General features: G+C 57.6%; 20 protein-coding genes. 10 read left to right on the plus strand and 10 right to left on the minus strand.

What is annotated here, in order from left to right; all coding sequences use genetic code 11:
* A partial coding sequence (locus AB5164_RS04045) for an ATP-binding protein (RefSeq protein ID WP_368147828.1) occupies positions 1 to 328 on the plus strand: 328 nt, incomplete at its 5' end.
* Positions 329 to 1019: 691 nt separating this feature from the next.
* Here the strand turns inward: AB5164_RS04045 and AB5164_RS04050 are convergent.
* On the minus strand, positions 1020 to 1601 hold the full coding sequence (locus AB5164_RS04050; protein WP_368142738.1) for a hypothetical protein: 582 nt from the start codon (positions 1599 to 1601) through the stop codon (positions 1020 to 1022).
* A 493-nt stretch (positions 1602 to 2094) separates the two neighbouring features.
* Between AB5164_RS04050 and AB5164_RS04055 the strand changes: the two genes are divergently transcribed.
* The 3 genes from AB5164_RS04055 (at position 2095) to AB5164_RS04065 (ending at position 5413) form a co-directional block, all read left to right on the plus strand.
* Complete coding sequence (locus tag AB5164_RS04055; protein ID WP_308588093.1) at positions 2095 to 3444, plus strand: AAA family ATPase; 1350 nt, start codon at positions 2095 to 2097, stop codon at positions 3442 to 3444.
* A complete protein-coding gene (locus AB5164_RS04060) occupies positions 3437 to 4042 on the plus strand; it encodes an RloB family protein (protein ID WP_308588091.1) in 606 nt (201 codons plus the stop codon). Before AB5164_RS04055 ends, AB5164_RS04060 begins: the two co-directional genes overlap by 8 nt.
* A gap of 90 nt (positions 4043 to 4132) precedes the next feature.
* Positions 4133 to 5413 carry a hypothetical protein gene (locus AB5164_RS04065; RefSeq protein WP_368142737.1) on the plus strand — a complete coding sequence of 427 codons (1281 nt, stop codon included), beginning with the start codon at positions 4133 to 4135 and terminating at the stop codon, positions 5411 to 5413.
* Between the two features lie 1161 nt (positions 5414 to 6574).
* Here AB5164_RS04065 and AB5164_RS04070 read toward each other — a convergent pair.
* The gene (locus AB5164_RS04070) at positions 6575 to 6742 is read right to left on the minus strand and encodes a hypothetical protein (protein ID WP_157966984.1); all 168 of its coding nucleotides are present in this window, start codon (positions 6740 to 6742) and stop codon (positions 6575 to 6577) included.
* Between the two features lie 837 nt (positions 6743 to 7579).
* Here AB5164_RS04070 and AB5164_RS04075 point away from each other — a divergent pair.
* Entirely contained in the window at positions 7580 to 8866 is a 1287-nt protein-coding gene (locus tag AB5164_RS04075; RefSeq protein WP_051479427.1) for an MFS transporter, read from the plus strand.
* A gap of 261 nt (positions 8867 to 9127) precedes the next feature.
* Complete coding sequence (abc-f, locus tag AB5164_RS04080; RefSeq protein WP_368142736.1) at positions 9128 to 10597, plus strand: ribosomal protection-like ABC-F family protein; 1470 nt, start codon at positions 9128 to 9130, stop codon at positions 10595 to 10597.
* A gap of 205 nt (positions 10598 to 10802) precedes the next feature.
* Here abc-f and guaA read toward each other — a convergent pair whose 3' ends face one another.
* Entirely contained in the window at positions 10803 to 12401 is a 1599-nt protein-coding gene (gene guaA, locus AB5164_RS04085) for a glutamine-hydrolyzing GMP synthase (RefSeq protein ID WP_035136929.1), read from the minus strand.
* Between the two features lie 267 nt (positions 12402 to 12668).
* Between guaA and AB5164_RS04090 the strand changes: the two genes are divergently transcribed.
* Complete coding sequence (locus AB5164_RS04090; protein WP_368142735.1) at positions 12669 to 13682, plus strand: asparaginase; 1014 nt, start codon at positions 12669 to 12671, stop codon at positions 13680 to 13682.
* Between the two features lie 321 nt (positions 13683 to 14003).
* Here AB5164_RS04090 and AB5164_RS04095 read toward each other — a convergent pair whose 3' ends face one another.
* Positions 14004 to 14222 (minus strand): helix-turn-helix domain-containing protein, encoded by a 219-nt coding sequence (locus AB5164_RS04095; RefSeq protein ID WP_035136926.1) that lies wholly within the window; start codon positions 14220 to 14222, stop codon positions 14004 to 14006.
* A 76-nt stretch (positions 14223 to 14298) separates the two neighbouring features.
* Here AB5164_RS04095 and AB5164_RS04100 point away from each other — a divergent pair, with 76 nt between their 5' ends.
* Positions 14299 to 14688, plus strand: a complete 390-nt coding sequence (locus tag AB5164_RS04100; RefSeq protein ID WP_368142734.1) for a hypothetical protein — start codon at positions 14299 to 14301, stop codon at positions 14686 to 14688.
* 9 nt (positions 14689 to 14697) lie between these two features.
* Here the strand turns inward: AB5164_RS04100 and AB5164_RS04105 are convergent, their stop codons facing one another.
* The 4 genes from AB5164_RS04105 to AB5164_RS04120 all read right to left on the minus strand — a co-directional run bounded on the left by AB5164_RS04105 (position 14698) and on the right by AB5164_RS04120 (position 19403).
* Entirely contained in the window at positions 14698 to 15081 is a 384-nt protein-coding gene (locus tag AB5164_RS04105; RefSeq protein WP_368142733.1) for a DUF1648 domain-containing protein, read from the minus strand.
* An 11-nt stretch (positions 15082 to 15092) separates the two neighbouring features.
* Positions 15093 to 16169: a redox-regulated ATPase YchF gene (gene ychF, locus AB5164_RS04110; protein WP_368142732.1), complete on the minus strand. Its 1077-nt coding sequence runs from the start codon at positions 16167 to 16169 to the stop codon at positions 15093 to 15095.
* A gap of 127 nt (positions 16170 to 16296) precedes the next feature.
* A complete protein-coding gene (locus tag AB5164_RS04115; RefSeq protein WP_117848085.1) occupies positions 16297 to 17640 on the minus strand; it encodes a 6-phospho-alpha-glucosidase in 1344 nt (447 codons plus the stop codon).
* A 155-nt stretch (positions 17641 to 17795) separates the two neighbouring features.
* A complete protein-coding gene (locus AB5164_RS04120; protein ID WP_368147829.1) occupies positions 17796 to 19403 on the minus strand; it encodes an alpha-glucoside-specific PTS transporter subunit IIBC in 1608 nt (535 codons plus the stop codon).
* A gap of 355 nt (positions 19404 to 19758) precedes the next feature.
* Between AB5164_RS04120 and AB5164_RS04125 the strand changes: the two genes are divergently transcribed.
* Positions 19759 to 20784: a zinc-dependent alcohol dehydrogenase family protein gene (locus tag AB5164_RS04125; protein ID WP_368142731.1), complete on the plus strand. Its 1026-nt coding sequence runs from the start codon at positions 19759 to 19761 to the stop codon at positions 20782 to 20784.
* Positions 20785 to 20849: 65 nt separating this feature from the next.
* Positions 20850 to 21605 (plus strand): GntR family transcriptional regulator, encoded by a 756-nt coding sequence (locus tag AB5164_RS04130; protein ID WP_368142730.1) that lies wholly within the window; start codon positions 20850 to 20852, stop codon positions 21603 to 21605.
* 131 nt (positions 21606 to 21736) lie between these two features.
* Here AB5164_RS04130 and AB5164_RS04135 read toward each other — a convergent pair whose 3' ends face one another.
* The gene (locus AB5164_RS04135) at positions 21737 to 22990 is read right to left on the minus strand and encodes a 4Fe-4S binding protein (RefSeq protein WP_368142729.1); all 1254 of its coding nucleotides are present in this window, start codon (positions 22988 to 22990) and stop codon (positions 21737 to 21739) included.
* Between the two features lie 151 nt (positions 22991 to 23141).
* Positions 23142 to 23648, minus strand: a complete 507-nt coding sequence (locus tag AB5164_RS04140) for an iron-containing alcohol dehydrogenase (protein ID WP_368142728.1) — start codon at positions 23646 to 23648, stop codon at positions 23142 to 23144.
* Between the last annotated feature and the right edge of the window lie 176 nt (positions 23649 to 23824).

Genomic DNA, 23824 nt, shown 5'->3' on the forward strand with positions numbered 1-23824 from the left:
GGCGCGAGCCGCCGCGAACCTCGTGGCCAACGCCGCCGAGCACGCGCGCTCGCGCGTGGCGGTCTCCTGCGACGTCGAGGGCGGCCACCTCGTCATCGAGGTGTCCGACGACGGACCGGGCTTCTCTTCCGCCGCCCTCGAACGCGGCTGCGAGCGCCTCTTCACAGACGACTCCTCCCGCTCCTCGCGCGACGGAGGCCGCCACTACGGGCTCGGCCTCCACGCCGTCTCCGAGGCCGCGAGCGCCCACGGGGGCTCCGTCTCGCTCGCCAACAGCCCCTCGGGCGGCGCGGTGGCCACCATCGCTGTCCCCCTGTGCGGGGCCTGACGACTCAGGCCCCGCACACCGGCGTGGCTCGCAATCAAACGCTTCCATCTTGAAATACGGGGAGTAAATAGCGAAATCGCAGGTGAAGGGGAGTAAAACGACAAAGAAAAAGCCTCCGTTCCAACATGGGAACGGAGGCTCGATAATCGAGTTTACTCACCAATGTCGCTGGTGGCTTTGCCGTAACTCTCGTACGAAACGAAACTCAGGAGCACAGTGCGGCACTCAAAAGTGCAGGTCAGAACCCTGTCAGCCTACTCCCACTCAGTACGACGAGAATCACTTCTCGTCTATCTGGTGGTGTCTCGCCCACAAAAAACGGACGCAACGGCACTCTGCGGTACGCCACGGCACCAAACTGGGACAGCACTGCTCTCTTCCATGAAACTCAAATTCAACTCAGTGGTGTTGAGTTTCATTTTTGTCCCAGTTGCCGGCTGCGGAGCGAAAACGGCTGATTCGATCCCGAAATCAGTCCAGCTCGACCTGAAAAGCGGCTTGCCACCAGCGTAAGTTGCAAGTGGATAATCGCAAGTGGTTTACGCTTTGAGAGTAAAATCGCAGCTCAACGCAATAAGCCGTCTGAAGTATTCGTTTGGAATAAATGCAGGTGGCTTGTTGCTAATCGGCTAAAAGTTGAAATTACTCTCTGCTGAGACAGTTTGTCCCAACAGGGAGCTGACCTCGAGAACTACAGGCTTTGAATTTCCGTACGGAACTCAAAATGGGTTGAAGGGTCCTCGTCGGGATCGTCTTCCCAGTTGACAGACTCATCGTACAAGAGGTTCTCGATTCTCTCGCCATTCTTGAGAACTATCATTTCGGAGAACCAGACCTCCTTGTCGAGCATGATGATGCCCGAATCCGTATGGAGGGCGATGGCCTGTGGATACTCAAGCTTTGCGACCAGGGGGCCTTCGCCATAGATATTTGCAACGTTGTTGACAACGGTAACAGCGACGATAGTCTCGTTGACTTCGAACGTGGTCGTATCAGCCCCCACTTCGGGGATGCTGAGCATTTCCTCCGAAGATTCAACAACTGACAGCAAGCCAAACTCCTCGAGCGTGCCGAACTCGTCAACGACGATGTTGTTCAGGAAGTTGTTGACGTCGATGTCAAAGCCCTCGAAGTGCAGGCGGACGGTATTCCAGCTGTTGTCGGGAGGAGCCGCCAGAACTGCATCGATAGTGAGCAGCTTGGAGCCCTTCATCTGCTTCAGGAGCAGCTCTTCTGCGTGGTTGAATCTTTTATTAGCGTGTTCCATTGCCATCACTTTCCCTTTCTGACGAAGTGTATCTTCAGGGACTTAATTCCAGGAGCGTTCCTCGCTTTCAATTCGACAACCGGGGATTTGCCCTTCGAAGAAGAAACAAGTCTATGGGAGACGATGCTGCCGTCTCTCATCCTGTACATCATGCCTTTGCCCTCGGTTGACATGGGGCTACCACACTCGGAGTTCCAGGACGGTCGTATACGCACAGCTCGATGTGGGTTGAGGCCCTTGGCCCTTCGTGCCGGAGAGGCACTTTCTTTCGCAAGGAAAAAGCCATTTGGCAAATCCGTTGCATCCGAATCGCCCTGTCTGAGGGCTAGACCGGTATTTCTAATGCAGGGAAGTTGCGAATCTACGACTTCCCTGCATTATTCTGCCTTCCTTCTCCTTCTTCCGTAAACCGCGCATGCCTGCTCTGTCTCGGAACCCTTCCTTGATTAATGCAACGAAAGAGATATAATCTCATTCAACGATTCGAAAGGAAAAGGAAATGCTACTGAACTTCACCGTGGGCAATTGGATGTCATACCGCGACGAGGCGTCGCTGAACATGGTCGCCTCGCTCGAGCGCCAGCATGCTCGGACGCTGGCCAAGATCCCTGGGTTCCGCAGCAAGAAGGCCCTGCCGGTTGCCGCTGTCTACGGAGGCAACGCGTCCGGCAAGACGGGCCTGTTCAAGGGGATGGCCGCGCTCAAGCACATGGTCACGGGCGAAATCGGCGTGGACGAGCTCCTTCCCATAGAGCCCTTCATGCTAGAGAGGGAATCGGCATCGGAGCCGACCGTCTTCGACGTCACGTTCCTGGCGGGCAGGACCGTCTACCGCTACGTCGTTGAGGCGACCCTGGATGGTGTTTCCTACGAGTCGCTCGAGCGCGTGCTCGAGAAGGAGAGTATCGACATCTTCGAGCGCGACGAGCTTTCGGAGGACGGCAAGTACATCTTCAACGAGTCATGCCTCGGTCCCTCCGACTTCCTAGAGTTCGTGGGCAAGTCGACCCGCCGCAACCAGACCTTCCTCGGCAGCGCCGTCTCCCAGAACGTCGAAACGTTGCAGGAGGCCTACGATTGGTTTGCCGACACGCTGCAGCTCGTAGGCGTGGAGTCCCATGCCTGGACCTTCGCCAACGCCGCGGGAACCCGCGAGGGCTTCTTCGAATATGCCGAGGACACGCTCTCCCGCCTGGACACCGGTATTTGCGGGCTGACCGGAGAGCGCCTCGATCTCGACGCGCTGCCGAAAAGCGCAAAGCTTCGCAAGAGAGTGGCCGGGCTCGAGGCCGACGAGATAATGACCTTGGTCATGGAGAAAGCTCCCGGTGACTACGGCTTCGAGATGATAACGGTGCACGTGGACGATGGGCATCCGGTGGTGGAGCGCATGCGCACCCTTCACCAGGGCGCGGACGGCGAGAAGCGCAGCTTCGGCCTGGGGATGGAGTCCTCCGGCACCCAGCGCCTGATGGGGCTGCTGCCCATGCTGTTCGACCTGCAGGGGTCCGATGACGCCGTGGGATCCAAGGTGTACGTCGTGGACGAGCTGGACCGGTGCCTGCACACCATGCTGACCACGCGCCTGGTGGAGGACTTCCTGGCCACCTGCGGGCCCGACACTCGCAAGCAGCTGCTGTTCACCACCCACGACCTGCTGCTCATGGACCAATCCCTGATGCGCCGCGACGAGATGTACATAGCCCAGCGCGGCGTGGACGGCAAGTCCGAGCTGGTCGGGCTCACCGAGTTCGACGGCATCCGCTACGACAAGGACCTTATCCGCAGCTACCTGGACGGCCGCTTCGGCGGCATCCCGATGCTGCGGGAGGAGGCGGCCCGTGGCTAGGAGATCAAATAAGGAATCGCTCAAGCGAAAGACGGGCGGCCGCGAGTACCGCGCCGTATGCTGGGTGAGCGCCGAGGGGCAAACGGAGAAGGACTACCTGCGCATGGACGCCTTCAAAGGCGCATCGATGGCGGTGAAGTTTCCCAAGGACGTCCACCCCGACAGGCGCAACCCCGCAGCGGTGCTCAAGCGCTTCCAGAAGGCGATGCGCACCGAGGACTTCCGCAAGGGAGACGAGGCGTGGATTGTGGTGGACGTAGACACCTGGGGAGACGTCGAGTTCGCCGAGCTGCTCTCCTGGGCGGCGAGCGACCCACGGCATCACCTGGCCATCAGCAACCCCAAGTTCGAGCTGTTCCTGGTGATGCACTTCGAGCGCGGCAACGGCTGCACCACGCCACAGAAGGTCGATGCCACCCTCAAACGCTACTGGCCCCGCTATGACAAGCGCGTGAGTGCCACCCGTTTCTCCCTCGACGAGGTCAAGTCAGCCGTCGAGGCGGCAAGAATGAAGCGGGCAGGCTGCCAAGACGCCTTCCCGGCGCCCGGCATGACCGACGCCCACCTGCTAGTCGAACGGCTGATTGAAGGGATGTAGGAGGCCAGATATCTGGGCTCAGGTTCTTCGAGGACGGGAGCGTGAAGAGATGGCTTTTGAGGCTGAGAGAGATTGACGGTGGGGGTGCCAATGAGTGACGACTTTAGCTTCACCATAAAGATACCTTGCGATGAGGATGGGTTTGTCTTATTGCAATGCCCTCAATGCGGCGAGTTCTTCAAGCTGAGACCGAATGATTACGAGTCGGATGACGTTTTGGAAGTCTGCTGTCCAGCCTGTGGCATCGTGTCCGACAGTTATCTGACCGAGGACGTCGTCGATCTTGCGATGACCATCGCGAAGAACAAGGCTTTCGAGGCGATTCACAAGGAGATGAAGAAGCTCGAACGGCAGACCAAGGGCAAAGCAGTGTCGTTCAAGGCGGGCAGACCACCTAGACCTGATGACGAGCCTGTCTTGCAGCCTTCTATAGATGCGCTTGCCATTACGACCTGCAGGCACTGCGGAATGCAGTCGAAAGTGTCACGCCTTCTTTCAATGTCGATGTACGTGTGTCCGTTATGCGGGGTGAGCAATTTAATGATCGATAAGACCGATTTCAAAAAGACCCTATATCGCTTCAACCATGAAGCTAACATCCTCTTGCGCTCGAACTGGGAAGAGTCGCCTGCTCCCTTCAAGCGGTTCCTTGACCGCATTGAAGGCGAGCCAGTTATCAAGGAATACCTCGATAACTGTGTCAACAACCATACGCCTGAGGGTTTCGGTGCTGATGAAGACGTTCGGGAGGTAGCGGCGCAACCTGGGGTAACCTTCATCAATTTCAGCACAATACCCGAGGAAGAGAGCGCAGAGGTCTACCTCATCCTCAAGGCGGTGATTGCGCAGGACATTCATGGTAGAAGCTACTTCTACTACACCTTTGCGAGTGGAAACAAGTATCCCGACATGTACAAGGGTTTCTTGGACAAGGTCGTGTGGCGCCTTATCGCGAACATAACTGAGCACTTGACCATGATTGGAATAGAAATGGGACTCGACAACAGCGACTCCGTCACCAACAATATCGGCACTGTTCAGAACTTGCAGATGAATCAGGCGGCTGGTGGTTCGACCATCAATGCCACTCAAAACAATGGCATAAACGAAGCCCAGCTGAGCGATTTGCTCAACGCTATACTCACCGCTGCCGAGGATGAAATAGAGGATACGGAAAGCGTCGAAGACGTGCGCGATAGCGTAGAGATCATTCGGGTGCAGATGGAGAGCGGCGAGCCGAAACGTGGTGTGCTCAAAGGCACGCTTAGCGTTCTGCATGGAGTTAACGGTGGTGTGCAATTTGTTGCAGCGCTCGCGCAGATTATCGAATTCATTAACATGAGCGGCTTCCAGTTCCCTCTGCCTGGCTAAAGACTGCGGCCTCAACATAGTCGTCACCTTGTGACACGCTGCGACGATGTCCGTACCAGTTTGGTGCGGGCATCCTTATGTTTGCCCGCCTTACGAGACGAAAGGCAGGCAGGAACATGGACGGTGAGACCAATGGCGGCCAGGAAGCCACTTTCGGAATAATCCGGGGCCGTTTTCCGCCCGGATTCCGCCCGGCTCGGCATTCCGAAACCGCCTTCGGGACGCCTTCCCCCGGCGTTTTCGGATGGTTCTTTACTCCCTATTTCTGACCTGGCGTTTTGCGTTTTCGGTCCCCAGAAAACAGGGGGTGATTACAAAGTGATTACAAACCGGCCCCGCGACGCCCGCCGATCTCGCGAGGATAATATCGGGTGGCTTGCAAAACTGCCTCTGGGTCAACGCGGTTGAGCGTCCCTTAGTAGCCCTCAGAAGCGGGCTCCACCTTTTCGGGATAATCCGAATCGGTTTGCGCAGGTAAACAGGCAGAAAAGAGCCCCCGGAAAACCTCGTTTCCGGGGGCTCGCGCCCTTCGTTATTCCTCGAAGTCGCCGGTGGTTGTGTTCACCATCAGGTACCGTCGTTGACTGTTAATAGCTAAAATAATCCCAGTTCAAACAGCATTTTTTGGTCAAAAACTTATTCCCACTCGGTGGTTATAGTTTTGCCGTCTCGTCACTCCAGTTGCACCCAGTTTTCGGCGGCATCTCGAAGTGAGTGCCGCTGAATGACGCGACGTCGCGTTTCATCGGCTTCGGGGACAAAAGCTGGGACAACTTCAAAAACCATTTTCAAACTCAGAGTATTGAGTTTTTATTTTTGTCCCAAGGGGCACGGAGAGCCGCCTTTGGAGGCTCGATATCGCCGAAAAACGCCCGTTTTGAAACTCAACCGCCTTTGAGCCTGCAAACCACCAGCTTCAACAGTAAGTGAGTCGACGCGGGTGGCTTACGAGCCGTTCACAAAACCGCAGGCCACAGGTCTTTGTCAACGATAAGCAAAGTGAATAGTCTCAGGTGGCTTGCCCATGAGTTGGCGTAAGCCTGTTTAGCAAAAGGCTAATCGGACACGACAGGCCGCCCGCATGGCGACGGCGTTTCCCGTGCGGGCACAAACAGCCCTGCGTGCCCTGTCGCGCGATATCCCAATGCGACGTTCAGAACCCTACCCGCCAAGCAGCCACCTCGCGAAATTCAGCACGAGCACGCCCTCCCGGGTATGGGGCTCATGCCTCGTGCGAGTGATGAGAATCTTCGGGAATGCATCCCCGATGGATAGAATCGGCGCAATCTCCCTCTCGAGCGTCGAATCGGCGCCGATATCGTCGCTCACATACACTTTCCTTCCCGGTTTCGAAACTTGGAAGGCAGTATGCGCAAGGATGCGTCGAGGTGCGATCCCAGTCGTACCATGCCAGCAGAGATGTCGAGGCACATTCGTTCATGCTGCAATGCGGGCATCGGAGATGAAAAACAGCCCGTCGGGTAGTCATGGGCGTGCGGGAGCCCGCATCAGTAACCTGCCTCCTCGGTTGTCCCTTCTTTGCATGGTCGTCTACATAAAGGAGGAACCAGCCATGCAGATCAGCATGCTTGCCCTTCTTGGGTCACGGACCGGGGAGGCGAGGGCCTCCGTCGGGACCGCCCCGAGCAACCGGCATATCCAAGGAATGACAAGGCTCGATCGCTGTGCTGGTCAGGATGCCGAAGCGGGCCGTCCGCCAATCGGAATGCGGGTCAGGATGCTGCAACGTGATTCCAGCTGCAGGATACGGCTCCTTTGCGGTTGCCGCAAAACCTGCTGGCAACATTCTTACTATCCGAATGATGTACGCATCCCTTGGGATCGTTTCGCCTGACCAGGGCCATCTTCAGCGCCTCATCGGCCAGCTCGGCAGGCGCCTCTTCCACGCGTAATAGCCCTGGCGGGTCACCTATGCAACCAAAGATACAAAAGGAATCGAATGGCCAGAGAGGATTGCCCTTTCCGATGGTCGATTCTTGACAGGCAAACTCAAGCCTCGCTAATATTACATGGTTTGCCAGACCGAATTAACAAAGGAGGGGTGTCGTGGTTGGTCTTTTCCGCACGTGGATGAGCGCCTAGAAAGCGGCGCTGTTGTGGCGTCGCGCTGTTTTTCTGCACGCCATTTCACGATTGGACATAACCATGATATTTGAAACCTCTCGGCGCAGGTCTGTTTCGCTGTGCCATTCATGGCAATTTAAGATTTGTTTCGTATGGGGCGGGGAGCTCGTGTCGACATTGACGAGCTTGATTCTCCAAATGGGTCTCATTTGGCATATCGCCCTCACGACAGAATCATCTTCCCTCCTCTCCCTGGCATCGTTAGCAGGCTTTCTGCCGATTGCTTTGTTCGGAGTCCTTGCGGGCGCCGTTGTCGACAGGCTGCCTTTGAAACGTGTTCTCATCGGCGCCGACCTCTTCGTTGCCGCGGTGGGCGCCGCCTTGGCGATTGCCTCGTTGGCCGGCAGCTTACCTGCGTGGTCAATACTCATCGCCTTGTTTCTCCGCGCAGCTGGCACTTCGTTCTACACGCCGGCCTCCCAATCCCTCACGCCCCATCTCGCCCCGCCAGAGCATCTCGTTCGCCTATCGGGAGTGATGCAGGCGATTCAGTCCGCCGGATACATTCTTGGCGCCGCGCTCGCGGCAGTGATTTATCCTGTGGCGGGCATTACCGCCATGATTGCCCTCGACGTGCTGGGGGCGCTTTTCGCTTCTCTAGCTGTCCTCGCCGCTCAGATAGACGCAGGAGGACTCGACGAAGCCGACCGCAGCTCGTCCTTTTCCAATAAAGTTCGAGAACTTTTCTCTGAGATTTCGGACGGCTACAAGCTGATCAGGGGATACAGGGGGCTGTTCGCCCTTCTTTGGTGCGGGTTCGTCTTCGCTTTCGCGTTCTCCCCACTCGCGGCATTGTTCCCAATAATGACCTTGGGACATTTTGGCGGTAGCACGGGGGATGCTGCTTTGGTGGAGGTCCTTTTCTCCGCAGGCATGCTGGCTGGGTCCGGCATTTTGGCGGCCACGGGAGGGTTCCGCAATAGGTCGCTCACCATGGTCGCCGCGATCGCCGGCTTCGGCGTCGTCGCAATCGCATCCGGATTGATCGGCCCGTCGCTGTTCGCCGTTTTCCTACCGGCGAGCTTTCTTATGGGCGCATGCTCCCCGTTGTACGCGGGAACCCAGACTGCCCTTATGCAGGAGCAGATACCTCCTGAGTACCTAGGCCGCGTTTTCGGCCTCTACGGAACCATCATGGCGTGGGCCATGCCCATGGGCCTCGCGGCCCCCTCCGTTTTTGCGGATCTGCTTGGAGCTCCGTTATGGTTCGTCGGCTCTGGAGCGACCATGGTACTGCTTGCGATGGCTATGCTGCTTGCTCCGAGCGTCCGAAACGTGGGGAAAAGAGATACCGGGCGGATTCAATAGCCCAAGTATTCGAAAAAAAGAGGCGGCAGCCATCGGTTCACGCGTCAGCCTTCAAGCCCTTGCGACGACGAGGTATTGCGCCGACATCCCACATCGCGCTCCTTATTCGTCGCCAACTATCATTTTCGGATTTGCCGGCTTGCGCAAGGTCAAAACGCTCGCGCCGGCAATTGGGCAAAGGCGAAAAATCGACGTGAGCAATCTTTTTTGGCATGGCTGCGCTTCCAGTAAAAGGCTAATACACAAAAGGCGGTTCAACCTATGGAACTCATAGTCAAAGCTAAAGACATCTTTTTGGAATATGCCGGCCGCGATATCCTGGATATCGAAGAGTTGGAAATCTACTCCTACGATCGCATCGGCTTGGTGGGAGACAATGGCGCAGGCAAAACCAGCCTGCTTAAAATTCTGAGCGGCAATCTTACCATTGCGGACGCCGACGTCAGGCGCTTCGGCAGCATTGCCCTCATCGGCCAACTCGATGAACTCGACCTTGATGCGGCTCAGGACAGTGGTGAGATGCTCTCCCGTCTCAACGTCGCCGGAGTGGCGCAGGAGACGATGAGCGGCGGGGAGGAAACACGCGCCAAGATTGCCTCTGCACTCTCCCAGCATGCAAGCGCGATCTTCGCCGACGAGCCTACGAGCCACCTCGACCAAGACGGCATCCGCCTTCTCGTCGGACAACTCAAGGCATTTGATGGGGCTCTGCTCATCGTGAGCCATGACCGTCATTTTCTCGACCAGGTGGTAGACAAGATCTGGGAGCTCAAAGACGGCGGTATTTCCGAATTCTGGGGTGACTACTCCGACTATCTGCGACAGAAAGAAGAAGAGCGCAAAGCTCAGGCGACTCGATACGAAGAGGCGATGCGCGAGCGCGATCGCCTCGAAGCCGCCATCGAAAAACAACGGAAAAAAGCACGGCAGGTCGACGCCAAGCGGAAGGCTGCGAAAAAAAGCAACGAGTATGCAGGTCGATTGGGGCATCAGAAAGCAACCGGCACCAAACAGAAGAGGATGTACCAGGCGGCCAAGGACATGGAGAAGCGCCTCGAAGCGCTCGAAGGGATTGAGGCCCCAGATAGCATTCGCGCCGTGCGGTTCCGCCAGAGCAAGGCCCTGGAACTGCATAGTAAATTTCCCATCTCGGCAGACGATTTCAGCTTGAGCTTCGGCAACTGCATGCTCTATGACCACGCGAAATTCGAGATACCGCTCGGTGCCAAAGTGGCCATCACCGGTGGCAACGGTACAGGAAAGACCAGCCTGCTGAAGGCAATCGCTCGACGCGCCGACGGTATCAACATCTCTCCCAAGGCAGAGATCGGTTACTTCGAGCAAACAGGCTACAAGTTCGACGCCCGTCAGTCTGCGATCTCGTTCATGCAGGATGGTTGCGAGTACAGCATGACCGAAATTCGAGGCATCCTCGCCTCTATGGGAATCGGACCGCGCGACCTGACAAAGGACGTTGGCGTTCTCTCGGGAGGCGAAGTCATCAAGCTGCTACTCGCGAAGATGCTGCTGGGCAGATACAACATCTTGCTCATGGACGAGCCTGGAAATTACCTGGACATCAAGAGCACCGAAGCCCTCGAGCAGATGATGAGCGCCTATGCCGGAACGATAGTGTTCGTCTCCCACGATAAGAGGCTGGTCGAGAACGTCGCAGACATTGTCTACGAAATAAAGGACACCAAGCTAGTCAAAATCTTTCAGCGCGAATAGCCCTAAATGAGCAAGAAATAATCCCCGAACGGAGACAAGGGAGTAAAACGGCAAAGAAAGAGCCTCCGTCCCAACGCAGGGAACGGAGGCTCTTTAATCGCTTTTACTCATCTCCGTCGCTGGTGGCTTTGTCATGACTCTCGTACGAAACGAAACTCAGCGGCATAGTGCGGCACTCAAAATCGCAGGTCAGAACCCTGTCGTCCTACTCCCACTCGATCGTCGCGGGCGGCTTGGACGTGATGTCGTAGCACACGCGGTTGGCGCCGGGAACCTCGGCAACGATGCGGCCGGAGATGCGGGCCAGCACGTCGTAGGGCAGTTTGGCCCAGTCGGCGGTCATGGCATCGCTGGACTCGACGGCACGCAGGATGATCGGGCGCTGATAGGTGCGCTCGTCGCCCATAACGCCGACGGACTTAATGTCGGGCAGGACCGCAAAGTACTGCCAGCAGCTGTGCTCGGAGTTGCGCTCGCCGGTCTGCTCAAACAGGCGCTGGTTGTAGGCGTCGAGCTCCTCGCGCACGATGGCGTCGGCGTTCTTGAGGATCTCGAGCTTTTCCTTGTCGACCGCGCCGATGATGCGGATGGCCAGACCCGGGCCCGGGAAAGGCTGACGGAACACGATGTGACCCGGCAGGCCAAGCGCCAGACCAAGTGCGCGGACCTCGTCCTTAAAGAAGTGGTCGAGCGGCTCGATAAGGTCGAAGTGCACGCCCTCGGGGAACGGGATCAGGTTGTGGTGGCTCTTGATGGTGGCCGTCTTGCCGCCCGTCTTGCGAGCGCCGGACTCGATGATGTCGGGGTAGATGGTACCCTGAGCCAGGTACTTGACCGGCTTGCCATCGGTCTCAAGCTGCTGCGCCACGGCGAAGAACTCTTTCCAGAACTGCGTACCGATGATGCGGCGCTTCTCCTCGGGCTCGGTCACGCCGGCCAGAAGCTCGGCATAGCGGTCCTCGGCGTGGACGTGGATAAAGTCGACATCGAACTGCTTGGTGAAGACCTCCTCCACCTGCTCGGGCTCGCCCTTGCGCAGCAGACCGTGGTTGATGAACACGCAGGTCATCTGCTTGCCCACGGCGCGAGCGCCCAGCGCAGCCACGACGGAGGAGTCGACGCCACCGGACAGGGCCAGAATCACGCGGTCGTCGCCGACCTTCTCGCGGAACTCGGCCGTCATGGTCTCGACCAGGTTGTCCATACTCCAGTTGGGCTCCAGGCCGCAGATCTCAAACAGGAAGTTGCTCAGCAGCTGCTGACCGTACTCGGAGTGCTTGACCTCGGGGTGGAACTGCGTGGTGAAAATCTTGCGCTCGACGCACTCCATGGCAGCAACCGGGCACACGTCAGTGCTGGCGGTAACGGTAAAGCCCTCGGGCACCTCGGAAACGGCGTCGCGGTGGCTCATCCACACGGTCTGCTCCATGGGCGTGGAGTTAAAGAGCTTGGCGCCGGCCGTGCGCGTGATGGTGGCGCGGCCGTACTCGCCCACCTCGGAGTGGCCGACCTTGCCGCCGAGCGTCACGGCCGTGATCTGATGGCCGTAGCAGAAGCCCAGGACGGGAAGGCCCAGGTCAAAGATGGCGGGATCGATAGACGGAGCGTCCTCGGCATACACGGAAGCCGGACCGCCGGAAAGGATGAGCGCAGAGGCGTTCATCTCGCGAATCTCGTCGGCCGAGATGTCGCAGGGGACAATCTCGGAATACACGTTGAGGTCGCGGACGCGACGGGCAATGAGCTGACCGTACTGCGCACCAAAGTCGAGTACGAGGACCTTTGCGGAAGCCTTTTGATCCATGGTTCCCCCTCTTGTTGGCGGGGAGCCGGTGCCCACCCGCGTGAATGAACGAAAATAGCCTTCATAGTGTACACGTTATATGGGGTTTCTCGCCCCTCGCAGCCATCAGCGCACGGCAAACGCACGACCTGGGCCCCTATTTGACGGCAATTGAAGTGTTACCAGACGTTACAGATGATGTAATACGTTTGAACATTGGACGCCCTGTGCCACAATACTGCCGAACGGCTCCGCCTCTGCGGCGGCAAATACGATAGGAATACCAGCATGAAGCGCATCCTTCTCATCGCCACGGGCGGCACCATCGCATCGACTGAGGACGGCAACGGCCTCTCCCCCGCCCTGACCGGTGAGGAGCTCGCCCAGAGCGTCCCCGAGATCTCGGGGCTCTGCGAGCTCGACGTCGTGCAGCCCATGAACATCGACAGCACCAACATGCGTCCCGGCGACTGGATGCGCATCCGCGACGTCATCGTCGAGGGTTATGCCGACCACGACGGCTTCGTGATTCTACACGGCACCGACACCATGAGCTACACCGCGGCGGCGCTTTCCTACCTGATTCAGGACAGCCCCAAGCCCATCGTGCTCACCGGCTCGCAAAAGCCCATGGGCAACCCTTTTACTGATGCCAAACTCAACCTGTACCAGAGCCTGCTCTATGCGCTCGACGAGCACTCGCACGACGTATCGATCGTGTTTGGCGGCGTCGCCATTGCCGGCACGCGAGCCCGCAAGCAGCGCACCATGAGCTTTAACGCGTTCATTAGCGTCAACTATCCGCCCATTGCCTACATCCGCAACGACCGCATCGTGCGCAACGGGCTCCACGGCACTCTTCAGGGCGAAAACCCGGTGCGTTTCTACGACAGCATCGACCCGCGCGTATTTGTACTCAAGCTTACGCCCGGCGTAAACCCGGGCATCCTCGACGCCCTTGCCGATAGCTACGATGCTGTAATCCTTGAGACCTTTGGCATTGGCGGTATTCCCGAGTTTGGCGAGTCCGGCGATTCGTTCCAAGAGGCAATTTTCCGCTGGGTCGATTCGGGTCGAACCGTCGTTATGACCACGCAGGTCCCCGAAGAGGGCCTAGATCTGGGCGTTTATGAGGTCGGCCGTGCTTACGCCGATCATCCGGGCATTCTGCGCGGCGACGACATGACCACCGAGACGCTCGTGGCCAAGACCATGTGGGCACTCGGCCAGTCACGTGATGCCACCGAAATCCAGCGCCTGTTCTACAGCCAAGTCAACCACGACCGCATCCCGATGGCGTAATCCCTAAGGCAGCTCCACTTATCGCAGCCTTAAACGACAGGTGGTCCCCCTCGGGCCGTGCAAAAATCGGAGTATTCTGCAATTTCTCCTCCGGACGCATAGAATCGGCCGATTATTAGACGAACTTTTAGGACGAAGGGTCCGTTTAGTAAATATTTATTCCTCATTTTTATTTAGCGTGTGGATTATCTACTGTCAAAAAGGCAAAGCCAGCCGCTCGAGCTACCATCTACGGCCGAACTGGTGCTGAATACTCGCGATTTTGCACATCGCAACCAGGGGGACCCGCCCAAAGAGCGTCAAATACAGCGGGGGAACGCCCTATTCGATACCCTCGAGAAGTTCTGACACCGTCATGCCGAGTGCGGGTGCGATCTTAAATAGAACCTTGAGCGTGAAATTTGCCGTCCCATCTTCGATTCGGTCGAGGTAGGGTCGGCTGATTCCTGTCGCCACACAAAAATCAACCTTGGAGATACCAAGGTCCCTGCGTGTCTCTTCGACCCGCCTGCCAAGAATCTGTTTCGCACGTTCGTCCATGCAGCCGAGTTTGAAATGGAGCCGAACATAAACGTAAACTATAGTTTACGTTTTGCCGAATACACAGGAGTTTTCTATGTCGGGTTCTTCGGTCCGCATGTACCGAGCCACGCTTCGCACAAACAGCGCACCGCCCAAGCTCGTCGTCGTTGAAGCAGAATGCCTTTCGCCCGATGAGCGCACAGCATTTGCATTGCTATCAAGTCGCGTCGCCGCTGTTCTGGTCCCTTGCTCGGCGCAAGGTGAACTTGCCATCCAATGCCAAGCGCACAGCTGCTCGCTCAATCAGGCTGCCGTAATCGCAACCAGCCAACGCGGTCTGCCCCTTCTCCTGGAAGCCGGCATCGCACTCGCCCTTCGCGGTGCCGGATACGAAAACGAGACCGCCGCCGATATGGTCTTTAAACCACGATCGAGCGGCGGCCTCGCAGCAGCCATTGAATATATGTGCAGGCTCGTTGCCTAAAAAGAAAGGCTAGAAACCAAGGCCAAAGCCCGTTCCGGTAATCGCCGAGTACATAAAGTAAACGTTGACCACGTTGAGGAACACGCCCGTGATACAGCCGTTGCGCAGGTAGCGCTCGCACACGATGCGCGCCATGGCGGCGGAGTCATCATTGTTTTTAGCCTGGCGTCCTGCCGTAAAGTACGTCGCCACGCTCAGCAGCAGGTTGAGCACCGGCAGTGCCAGCAACTCATAGCTCTTGCCCCAGCGCGTCGCCTCGCCGGCGGCATTAAACTTCGTTGCCACCTCGGGGCCAATGTTGGGGATCACAAACGCCGCTACCACCAGCGGAAGCACTGCAAGCACGAGCAGCGCAATACCCATGTAGCCGGCTTTTTTTCCATATTTAAACATGCGCGTCGTCCTTACACGTTAAAGCGGAAGTGCACGACGTCGCCATCGGCCATGATATAGTCCTTGCCCTCAATACGCAGCTTGCCGGCGGCCTTGGCGCCCTGCTCGCCGCCGAGCTCGATGTAGTCGTCATAGCCAATGACCTCGGCCTTAATAAAGCCGCGCTCAAAGTCGGTGTGGATGACACCGGCGGCCTGCGGGGCGGTCGCGCCCTGACGAACCGTCCAGGCCTTGACCTCCATCTCGCCGGCCGTAAAGAACGACTGCAGGCCGAGCAGCTTGTAGGCAGCCTGAGCGAGCACGTCCAGGCCGGGCTGCTCCAGGCCCAGGCTCTCCAGGTAGTCGGCGGCGTCCTCGGGATCGAGCTCGGAAAGCTCAGCCTCGATCTTGGCGCAGATAGGCAGCGGCTTGACGCCATCGATGGGCGCCAGATCGTCGTTGAGCATATCCTCGTCCACGTTTGCCACATACAGGATGGGCTTCATGGTGAGCAGGAACAGACCCTTGGCGGCAGCACGCTCCTCGTCGGTCATCTCCATGGATGCGGCGCGCTTGCCCTCGTTGAGCCAGGCAAGCAGGCGCTTAGCGACCTCGAACTTGGGCATGAGCTCCTTGTCGCGCTTGGCCTCCTTCTCGAGCTTGGGCAGCTGTTTCTCGAGCGTTCCCATATCGGCCAGGATGAGCTCGGTCATGATGGTGTCGGCATCGCCGGCAGGATCGACGAACTCGCCCGTGCGGCCCACCTCACGCATGACATTGGGGTCCTTAAAGTAACGCACGACCTCGCAGATGGCATCGGTCTCGCGGATGTTTGCCAAGAACTGGTTGCCCAGGCCCTCGCCCTCGTTGGCACCCTTCACCAGGCCCGCGATGTCGACAAACTCGACCGTAGCCGGCACAATGCGGCCGGGGTTGACGATGTCGGCGAGCTTTTGCAGACGGCTATCGGGCACGTCGACGATGCCCACGTTGGGGTCGATCGTGGCAAACGGGTAGTTGGCGGCAAGGCCGGTCTTTTTGGTAAGCGCGGTGAACAGCGTCGACTTGCCCACGTTGGGCAGGCCCACGATACCGATGGAAAGGGACACGACAGCTCCTTTTGGTACAGGTACTTCAAACCGTATAAGTATAGCGCCGCCGCAGCATCCGGGCGAATCCGGACACCGCGGCGGCGCAAATGAAGCAGAGATGCGTGAGAGTTCGAGACAGCAGTCCTTACTTAAGCTCGGGCCAGAAATCCTTGTTGGCCTCGATGAGCTCGTCCAGGATCTGCTTGGCAACACTTGCCGAAGGAATGGTCTTGGAGAGCGTGAGCGCCTGCCAGAGCTTCTGGTAGCTGCCCTCGACCCAAGCCTGGACAACGAGCTTCTCGACGGAAACCTGCTGCTCCATCAGGCCCTTCTGGAACTGCGGGATCGGACCCTGGCAGATCTTCTCAAAGCCGTTGGAACCGACGATGCAAGGCACCTCGACCATAGCCGTCGGGTCGAAGTTGGGCACAGCGCCATCGTTGGGGACGATCAGCAGGAAGCGCTCGAGCGTGTTCTCGGCCAGTGCGCAGGCAAGGTCGACGATGTAGTTGGCATGTACATCTGGCTCAAAGCCGCCGTCCTTGGCAGTACCCTTGGCGATGATGTCGCGGCAAGCGCCAAAGACCTTCTTCTCGCGACCGTCCATAACCTCATTGGCGCGAGTGTAGTTGGGGTCAGACGTCTCGACGACATAGTCCGGGTACAGGTAATACTTGAGGTAGGTATTGGGAATCGTCTCGGGATCGACAGCATAGACATCCTTGGCCTTGCCGAAGGTGTGAATCCAGCTCTCCTCGACATGCTGCTCCTTACCGGCCTCGTGCTCGATGCCGTCCAGGTAGCCGTTCTTAGCCATGTGCTCCTTAATCTGCGGCATGAGGTCGTTGCCGTCCTTGTCGTAGATCTTGCTCCACCAACCAAAGTGGTTGAGGCCGTAGTAGCTATACTGCAGCTCGCGACGATCCTTGATGCCGCACATACGGCTCATCTTATCCATAAGGTCGATCGGCATGTCGCAGATGTTGATGATGCGGCTGTTGGGGCGCAGCACGCGGCAGGCCTCGGCGACGATGGCCGCGGGGTTGGAGTAGTTGAGCATCCAGGCGTTGGGGCTGTACTTCTCCATGTAGTCGAGAATCTCGATGACACCACCGATGGAGCGCATGCCGTAGGCGATACCGCCGGCACCGCAGGTCTCTTGGCCAACGCAGCCGTACTTGAGAGGAATCTTCTCGTCGAGCTCACGCATGGCGTACAGGCCGACGCGGATGTGAGCAAGGACGAAATCGGTCCCGGTGAATGCGGTCTCGGGGTCGGTGGTGTAGCTAAACTCAACCTCGGGGGCGTTCTCGTGGAAGTAGATCTCGCAGGCCTTGGCCACGGTCTCCTGGCGCTCGGCGTTGTTATCGTAGAAGGTCACCTTGTTGACCGGAAAGCGGTCGCGCTCCTCAAGCAGCATCAGAGCGATGCCCGGGGTGAAGGTAGAGCCACCGCCGGCAATGGTCACGGCATAGTTTTTCTTGGACATGATGTCCTCCTCATTCTGGCCGCTTGCTCAATCCATCCCCGTACGCGGCCTGCACGGTTTGGAATTGTTACCTAGAAGTGGAGTTTTTTATCTCTAGAATCGGCCTTGCGGTGCATACCGGCTCTGCAAGGCCGATTGTTTCGATGGGCGATGGTTTACAGAAGACTCTCGAACTTCAGAAGACTCTCGAACTTCTCGCGAACCTGCGGGACGGTAAGGCCGATGATGACCTGGATTGACTGACCTTGGACCACCAAGTCATGCGTACCGATCGCCTTGAAGGAAGCCTCGGGTGCAACGACGCTCTTGTCCTTGACGTTAACGCGCAGACGGGTAGCGCAGTTCGTTACATCGATGATGTTATCCGTGCCACCGAGCAGATCGAGGATGTTCTCGGCAAGCACCAAGCGCTCGTCATCTTTACTCTGGGCGACCGATTTGCCAGCAGCACCGCCCTGCTTTTGCTTGTAGTCGGCCTTGGACTTGAGCTCGACCTCAACATCGTCATCCTCGCGACCGGGGGTCTTAAAGTCGAACTTGACGATCAGGAAACGGAAGACCACAACCCAAAGAGCGGTAAAGCACAGACCGACAAGGATGGAGATGGCGTACTGCAGACCGTGTGCGGCCCAAAGGGGCAGCCAGTCCCACGAGAGCATCGAGATGATGCCGCCGTCGAAGATACCCACGACGCCAAGGAGGTTTTGAGCCATGCAGCCAAGCGCTCCGAGCACGCAGTGGACGACGAACAGGCCGGGCGCGATGAACAGGAAGGTGAAGTCAAGCGGCTCGGTAATACCGCAAAGCATAGCGGTAAGGGTGACCGGGATCAGCAGAGCCTTGACGCGCTGCTTGCGCTCGGGTTTGGCGGTCATATAAAACGCAATGGCGACGCCAAGCGAGCCGAAGACCTTAGTCCAACCAGGGCAGGTATAGGCAGCCCAGGGTGCGGCATCCTTAAGAGCAATGCTCGGATCGGCAGCCAGTTGGGGCAGGATGTTGGCCCAAGCAGCAAAGATGCCGCCGTTGACCGCCGCGTTGTCGTAATAGAACGGCGTATAGATAAAGTGGTGCAGGCCTGTAGGGATCAGCACGCGCTCGAAGAAAGCAAAGACACCCACGCCAAACGTACCGGCGGAAAGGATGAATCCCTGGAAGGCAGAGATAGCAGCCTGAACATGCGGCCACACCAGGCAGGCGATAAGAGCGACCGGAACCATAACGAAGAAACCGATCATATAGATGAACACGGAACCCGAGAACACGCCCAGCCACTCAGGAAGTTCGGTGTCGAAGAACTTGTTATGCAGCATCGTGGCGATACCAGAGATAATGAGCGCGCCCATGATGCCCATGTCAAGCGTTTTGATGCTTGCGATAGTGGCAAGACCAGTACCGCTGCCCGCCTCGACAGAATAGTCGACACCAAAGACAGGGCCCCACTGCCCCAAGATTGTGCTTACAAAGTAGTTGAAGGTAAGGTAGATGGCCAAAGCCTCCATGCAGCAGCGAGCGTTCTGCTTGTTCGCGAGCGAGATTGGCAACGCTACGCAAAACAGCAACGGCATCTGGTTAAAGAGCGTCCAACCACCCTGGAGCAGCACATTCCAGCAATCAAACCAAAGATGGCCCGCAGTGGCCATCTCGCCAAAGATCGCCTCGGTGGTAAACAACGTACCCAGGCCGACGACGATTCCGGAAAATGCGAAAAGAATTGCAGGCGTATACATTGCACCGCCGAAACGTTGTATCTTTTGCATCATGACGGGGAATCCCCCTCTCTTCATTCGGAGCGCTGCGGTTTTGGCTTCACTCGAGACCGCAGACGCGCCGTTTGCGTGTACCTCGTGCAATAGGACGGGTGGGCCCGCTTCCCTGACTTCTTGCACTTACGTTTTATCACATCACTCATCTATACAAGTTAGTATAAATACTACAGTCGGACAACGGTTGATTATTGGCCGTAAACGGTATATGTCCAGTATTTCCCCTGCTAAATCCGACATAGCTGATGGCAGCAATTTATATTTCTTTTCAACTTGTATAGATGTGCTTGTCTATATCTATAGACATGCCTATACTTCATTACAACATTCACCGCCACGTTAAGGAGTCACCATGAAAAGCGCGGTCTTCTATGGAAAGCATGACCTCAGGGTCGAGGAATCGGCAAAGCCGGCCGTGGGCAAGCGCGACGTTCTGATCAACGTCAAGGCTTGCGGCGTCTGCGGTACCGACGTTCATATTTATGAAGGCGACAAGGGTGCAGCCGACGTTACCCCGCCCACGATCCTTGGTCATGAGTTTGCGGGCGTTGTCGAGGCCGTGGGCAGCGACGTCGCTGGCTTTAAACCGGGCGATCGCGTGTGCATCGACCCAAACCATCCCTGCGGCTGCTGCGAACCCTGCCGAGACGGAATCAACCACTACTGCGAGCATATGACCGGTTACGGCACCACCGTTAACGGCGGCTTTGCCGAGTACTGCTCCGTCGATATGCAGCAAGTCTACAAGTTGGGCGAAAACACTAGCTTCGAGCAGGGTGCCATGACCGAGCCCGTGGCGTGCTGTCTGCACGGCATCGATATGTGCAACATCAAGCCCGGCAGCACGGTTGTCGTCATCGGCGGCGGCATGATCGGCCTGCTCATGATGCAGCTCGCCAAAAACGCCGGCGCCACCAAGGTTGTCTTGCTCGAACCCGTCGAAGGCAAGCGCGAGGTTGCGCTCAAACTCGGCGCCGACCTGGCAATTGATTCCATCCACGAGGACGTCCCGGCCCGCCTGAAACAGGAGGGCGTCGGCAACGTCGATGTCGTTATCGAGTGTGTTGGCAAGCCCGTCACCATCGAGCAGGCCATCCAGATCGCCGGCCACAAGGCTACGGTCATGATGTTCGGTCTCACCAAGCCCGATGAGACAATCACCGTCAAGCCCTTCGAGGTCTTCCAAAAGGAGCTTGTGCTTACCTCGTCCTACATCAACCCTTATACGCAGCGTCGCGCGCTCGAGCTCATCGACTCTGGCAGGCTCGACGTATCCTCGATGGTCGCCAAGGTGGCTTCCCTCGACGAACTCGGCGCCATCCTGTCAGACCCAGCTCTGCGTGCCATGGGTAAATATATAATCGACCCCAGCAAGTAAATCGATCGACACCTGCGCGAGCAGTCCTCATCCACCGCTCGCGCACTCAGCTCTAGGAGACCGTCATGGCGCGAGCCATCTTCCAAACCATTTATGACAACGTGAAGCAGTCGATTGACGACGGCACATACGCATATCTAAGCTATCTGCCTTCGGAGACTGAGCTCACGCAGCTGTTTGGCTGTTCGCGCATGACGGTCCGTCGCGCCATCTCGATGCTTGCGGCAGATGGCTACGTGCTCCCCCAGCAAGGCAAAGGCATGCGCGTCATTCGCAACATCAGTGACGAGACGACTCGTGGCGGCGGCGGACTCGAAACCTTTAAGGAAATCGCAGCCAGCCGAGGCTTTGAGCTCAAAACGGTTACCACTGTCTTTGAGCTCCTCGTCTGTAACAAGGCGCTCTCCAAGATTACCGGGTTTCCCGAAGGCTGTGAGCTCACGCGTGCCAAACGCATCCGTTATGCAGACGGACGGGCCGTGTGCTCCGACGACTCCTATTACCTAAGCTCACAGGTACCGGGGCTGACACCCGAGATTGTCAACGACTCGATCTATCGTTACCTCGAAGAAGGCCTTGGCATTAAGATTGCCACGGGCAAACGCGATGTAACGATTGAACATCCCACGCCCGAGGATGCACGCGTGCTCGATCTCGACGACTTTAACGCACTCGCCGTTGTACGCGGACAGACCTACAACGCCGACGGCATCCTTATGGAATACACCGAGACAAAGCAGGTTCCCAGCTTCTTTTTACTCCACGAAACGGTCACCCGCCGCAATAACGGCAGCGAGACCCATCAGAGCAGTATGAGCTAACCATCTATTAGTTGCGGTGGAATAGTTCCTAGAATGGCCAGCTTAAGGGCAAAACAGGAACTATTCCACCGCAACTTTTTTGGCCGGTGGGGCAGCACCTGTCCCACCGGCCATCATTTACGCTCTTTTAGCTAGTCCGCGAGCTTCTCCACTTGGTCGAGCATCTTATCGAGCTTGGCCTTTGCCTCGGCCTTGACCTTCTCGGCCTCCTCGTGGGCCTTGGCCTTCTGAGCGGCCTTTTCCTCGGCCTCGGGATCGACGACGACCAGGTTGGATGCATCATGCTCAACCAACTTAAGCGCATGCTCGGGACACACCTTGACGCAGGCCCCGCAACCTAGGCAATACGTGGACTCCAGTGCAAAGCGACCGCTTCCCACCAAATCGCAGGCAAACGTGGGGCACACGTTGACGCACTCGCCACACGACGTGCACTTGTCAAAATCGCACTCCGGCGTGCTCACCTGCATGTTCTGGGCAAGCTCGGGATGGTTTTGCAGCGTCGAGAGTACCAGCTGGCGCCCGTGCGTAAGCGTACGGCGACGCTTGGTCGTCGTGGTACCGCACATGGTGTTGAGCGTGCGCTCCAGCTGGGTAATCTGATGGCGATGGGCCTTGAGCTTTTGCGTCACCGAGGCCAGCGCCGCCGTGGCCGGATTGAGCTTGGTCACCGTCAGGCCCGTGGTACGGGCAATCTTTTCCATGTACTCCTTGCGTTCGTACTCGCGAAGCTTATGGCACTTGAGGCTCTTGGGGTCGACCTCCAAGCCCATACCCGTGCCAGACCACTCCTCGGCCTTCGCAATTGCCTCGCCCAGAATGTCCTCACCGCCGGTGTTGCGGCATTTATCGCACACGCCCAACGGCAGGTACACGCTCACGTTAGGATAGTCGGCCAGTACCGAGAACCAGGTCTCGGCAGTAATATCGCCCACGCAGGCAACGACGACTTCGTTCTCACGCGGCATGCGCTTGAGGGCGCGCGTGCAGGTGACGTAGGCGGTCTCGTGGCTCGTAGCAGCAGAGACGATGTCGTCATACAGGTTTTTGGGCGCCAGACGCGGCGAGATGATCGCCTCGGTCGGACAGGCAGCGGCGCACAGGCCGCACTTGCGACAGGAGTCGAGGATCTCGATGGCGTCTTCCTCGACCTCGATAGCGTTGACCGGGCACACGTCCATGCACGCGGTGCAGCCGCTCTTTTCGTTTTTGCAGGTCAGGCACGGAATGGTGTTGCCGCGCGGACGCTCCTTGTAGTCGGCAGGATTCCACTGCGGCGCCGACGGATCGAGCGCGTCGGTCACACCGCCAAGCGGGTTTTTAAGAAAGTCGAAACCCTTGCTGATCTCGATAATGTCATCAAACAGATCGTGTTCCTGCGCCATGCGCGGCCCCTCCCTGAGCAGTGCAAACAAGCAAGAGATAATGATACGCTATCGGCCCGTGCCTCGGGCAAATTACACGCGGAGCATCTTTGCGGCAAATAGCCTATGGCCTATCGCCGCCTCGATTGCACAAGGTCAATCAAGCGCCAAGCTATGCCTCGCACATGAGCTGCACGAGCTTTTGTTTGGTCACCTTGGCCTGCTCGTTGGCCATATTACGCTCATTTCTAAAGACCGCATTTGCAACACCCTGCAGATCGCCATCGGAAATCGCGCTGCACGGACCGTCCATCGACGCCGCCGTGGGACATACGCACAACGGCAACTCGGCATAAAACGCAACGGCCTTGGCGATATCGAGCATCTTGCCGCCGCCAATGCCCACCACCATGTCGCAATACTCGGCCCGGGCTTCCTTGGCCATTTCGACAACGGCATCTTCCGTACACGGACCGTTGTAAATCTTAAAGAACGGCTCGCTTAGATCTTCATCCAGAAATCCATCGACGATCTGCCTGCACAGCCGATCCTCGGTGCCCTGGTCAAACAAGACATAGGCAGCGCAGCCCAACCATGACAAATACCTGCCTTGACGCGACAGTTCGCCCGGCCCCTGAACATACCGGCCGGGACCGCCGTAAACCATAGGAAGCGCCATACGAGAATCCGCCCTTCATCAAACAACGATTGGTGCAAAGTAACCTTACCCCTTTGCACCATAGCAAAAAGGGGCAAAGCCATCTGTCGGCTTTGCCCCTTCCTTACCTTAGTTTAGTTTACTCATCCATAAGGTAATAATGACCCAGTGCGTCGGCACCCAGGATGGCGTTTGCG

The sequence above is a fragment of the Collinsella aerofaciens genome (assembly GCF_040915425.1).
GTDB lineage: Bacteria > Actinomycetota > Coriobacteriia > Coriobacteriales > Coriobacteriaceae > Collinsella > Collinsella aerofaciens_BW.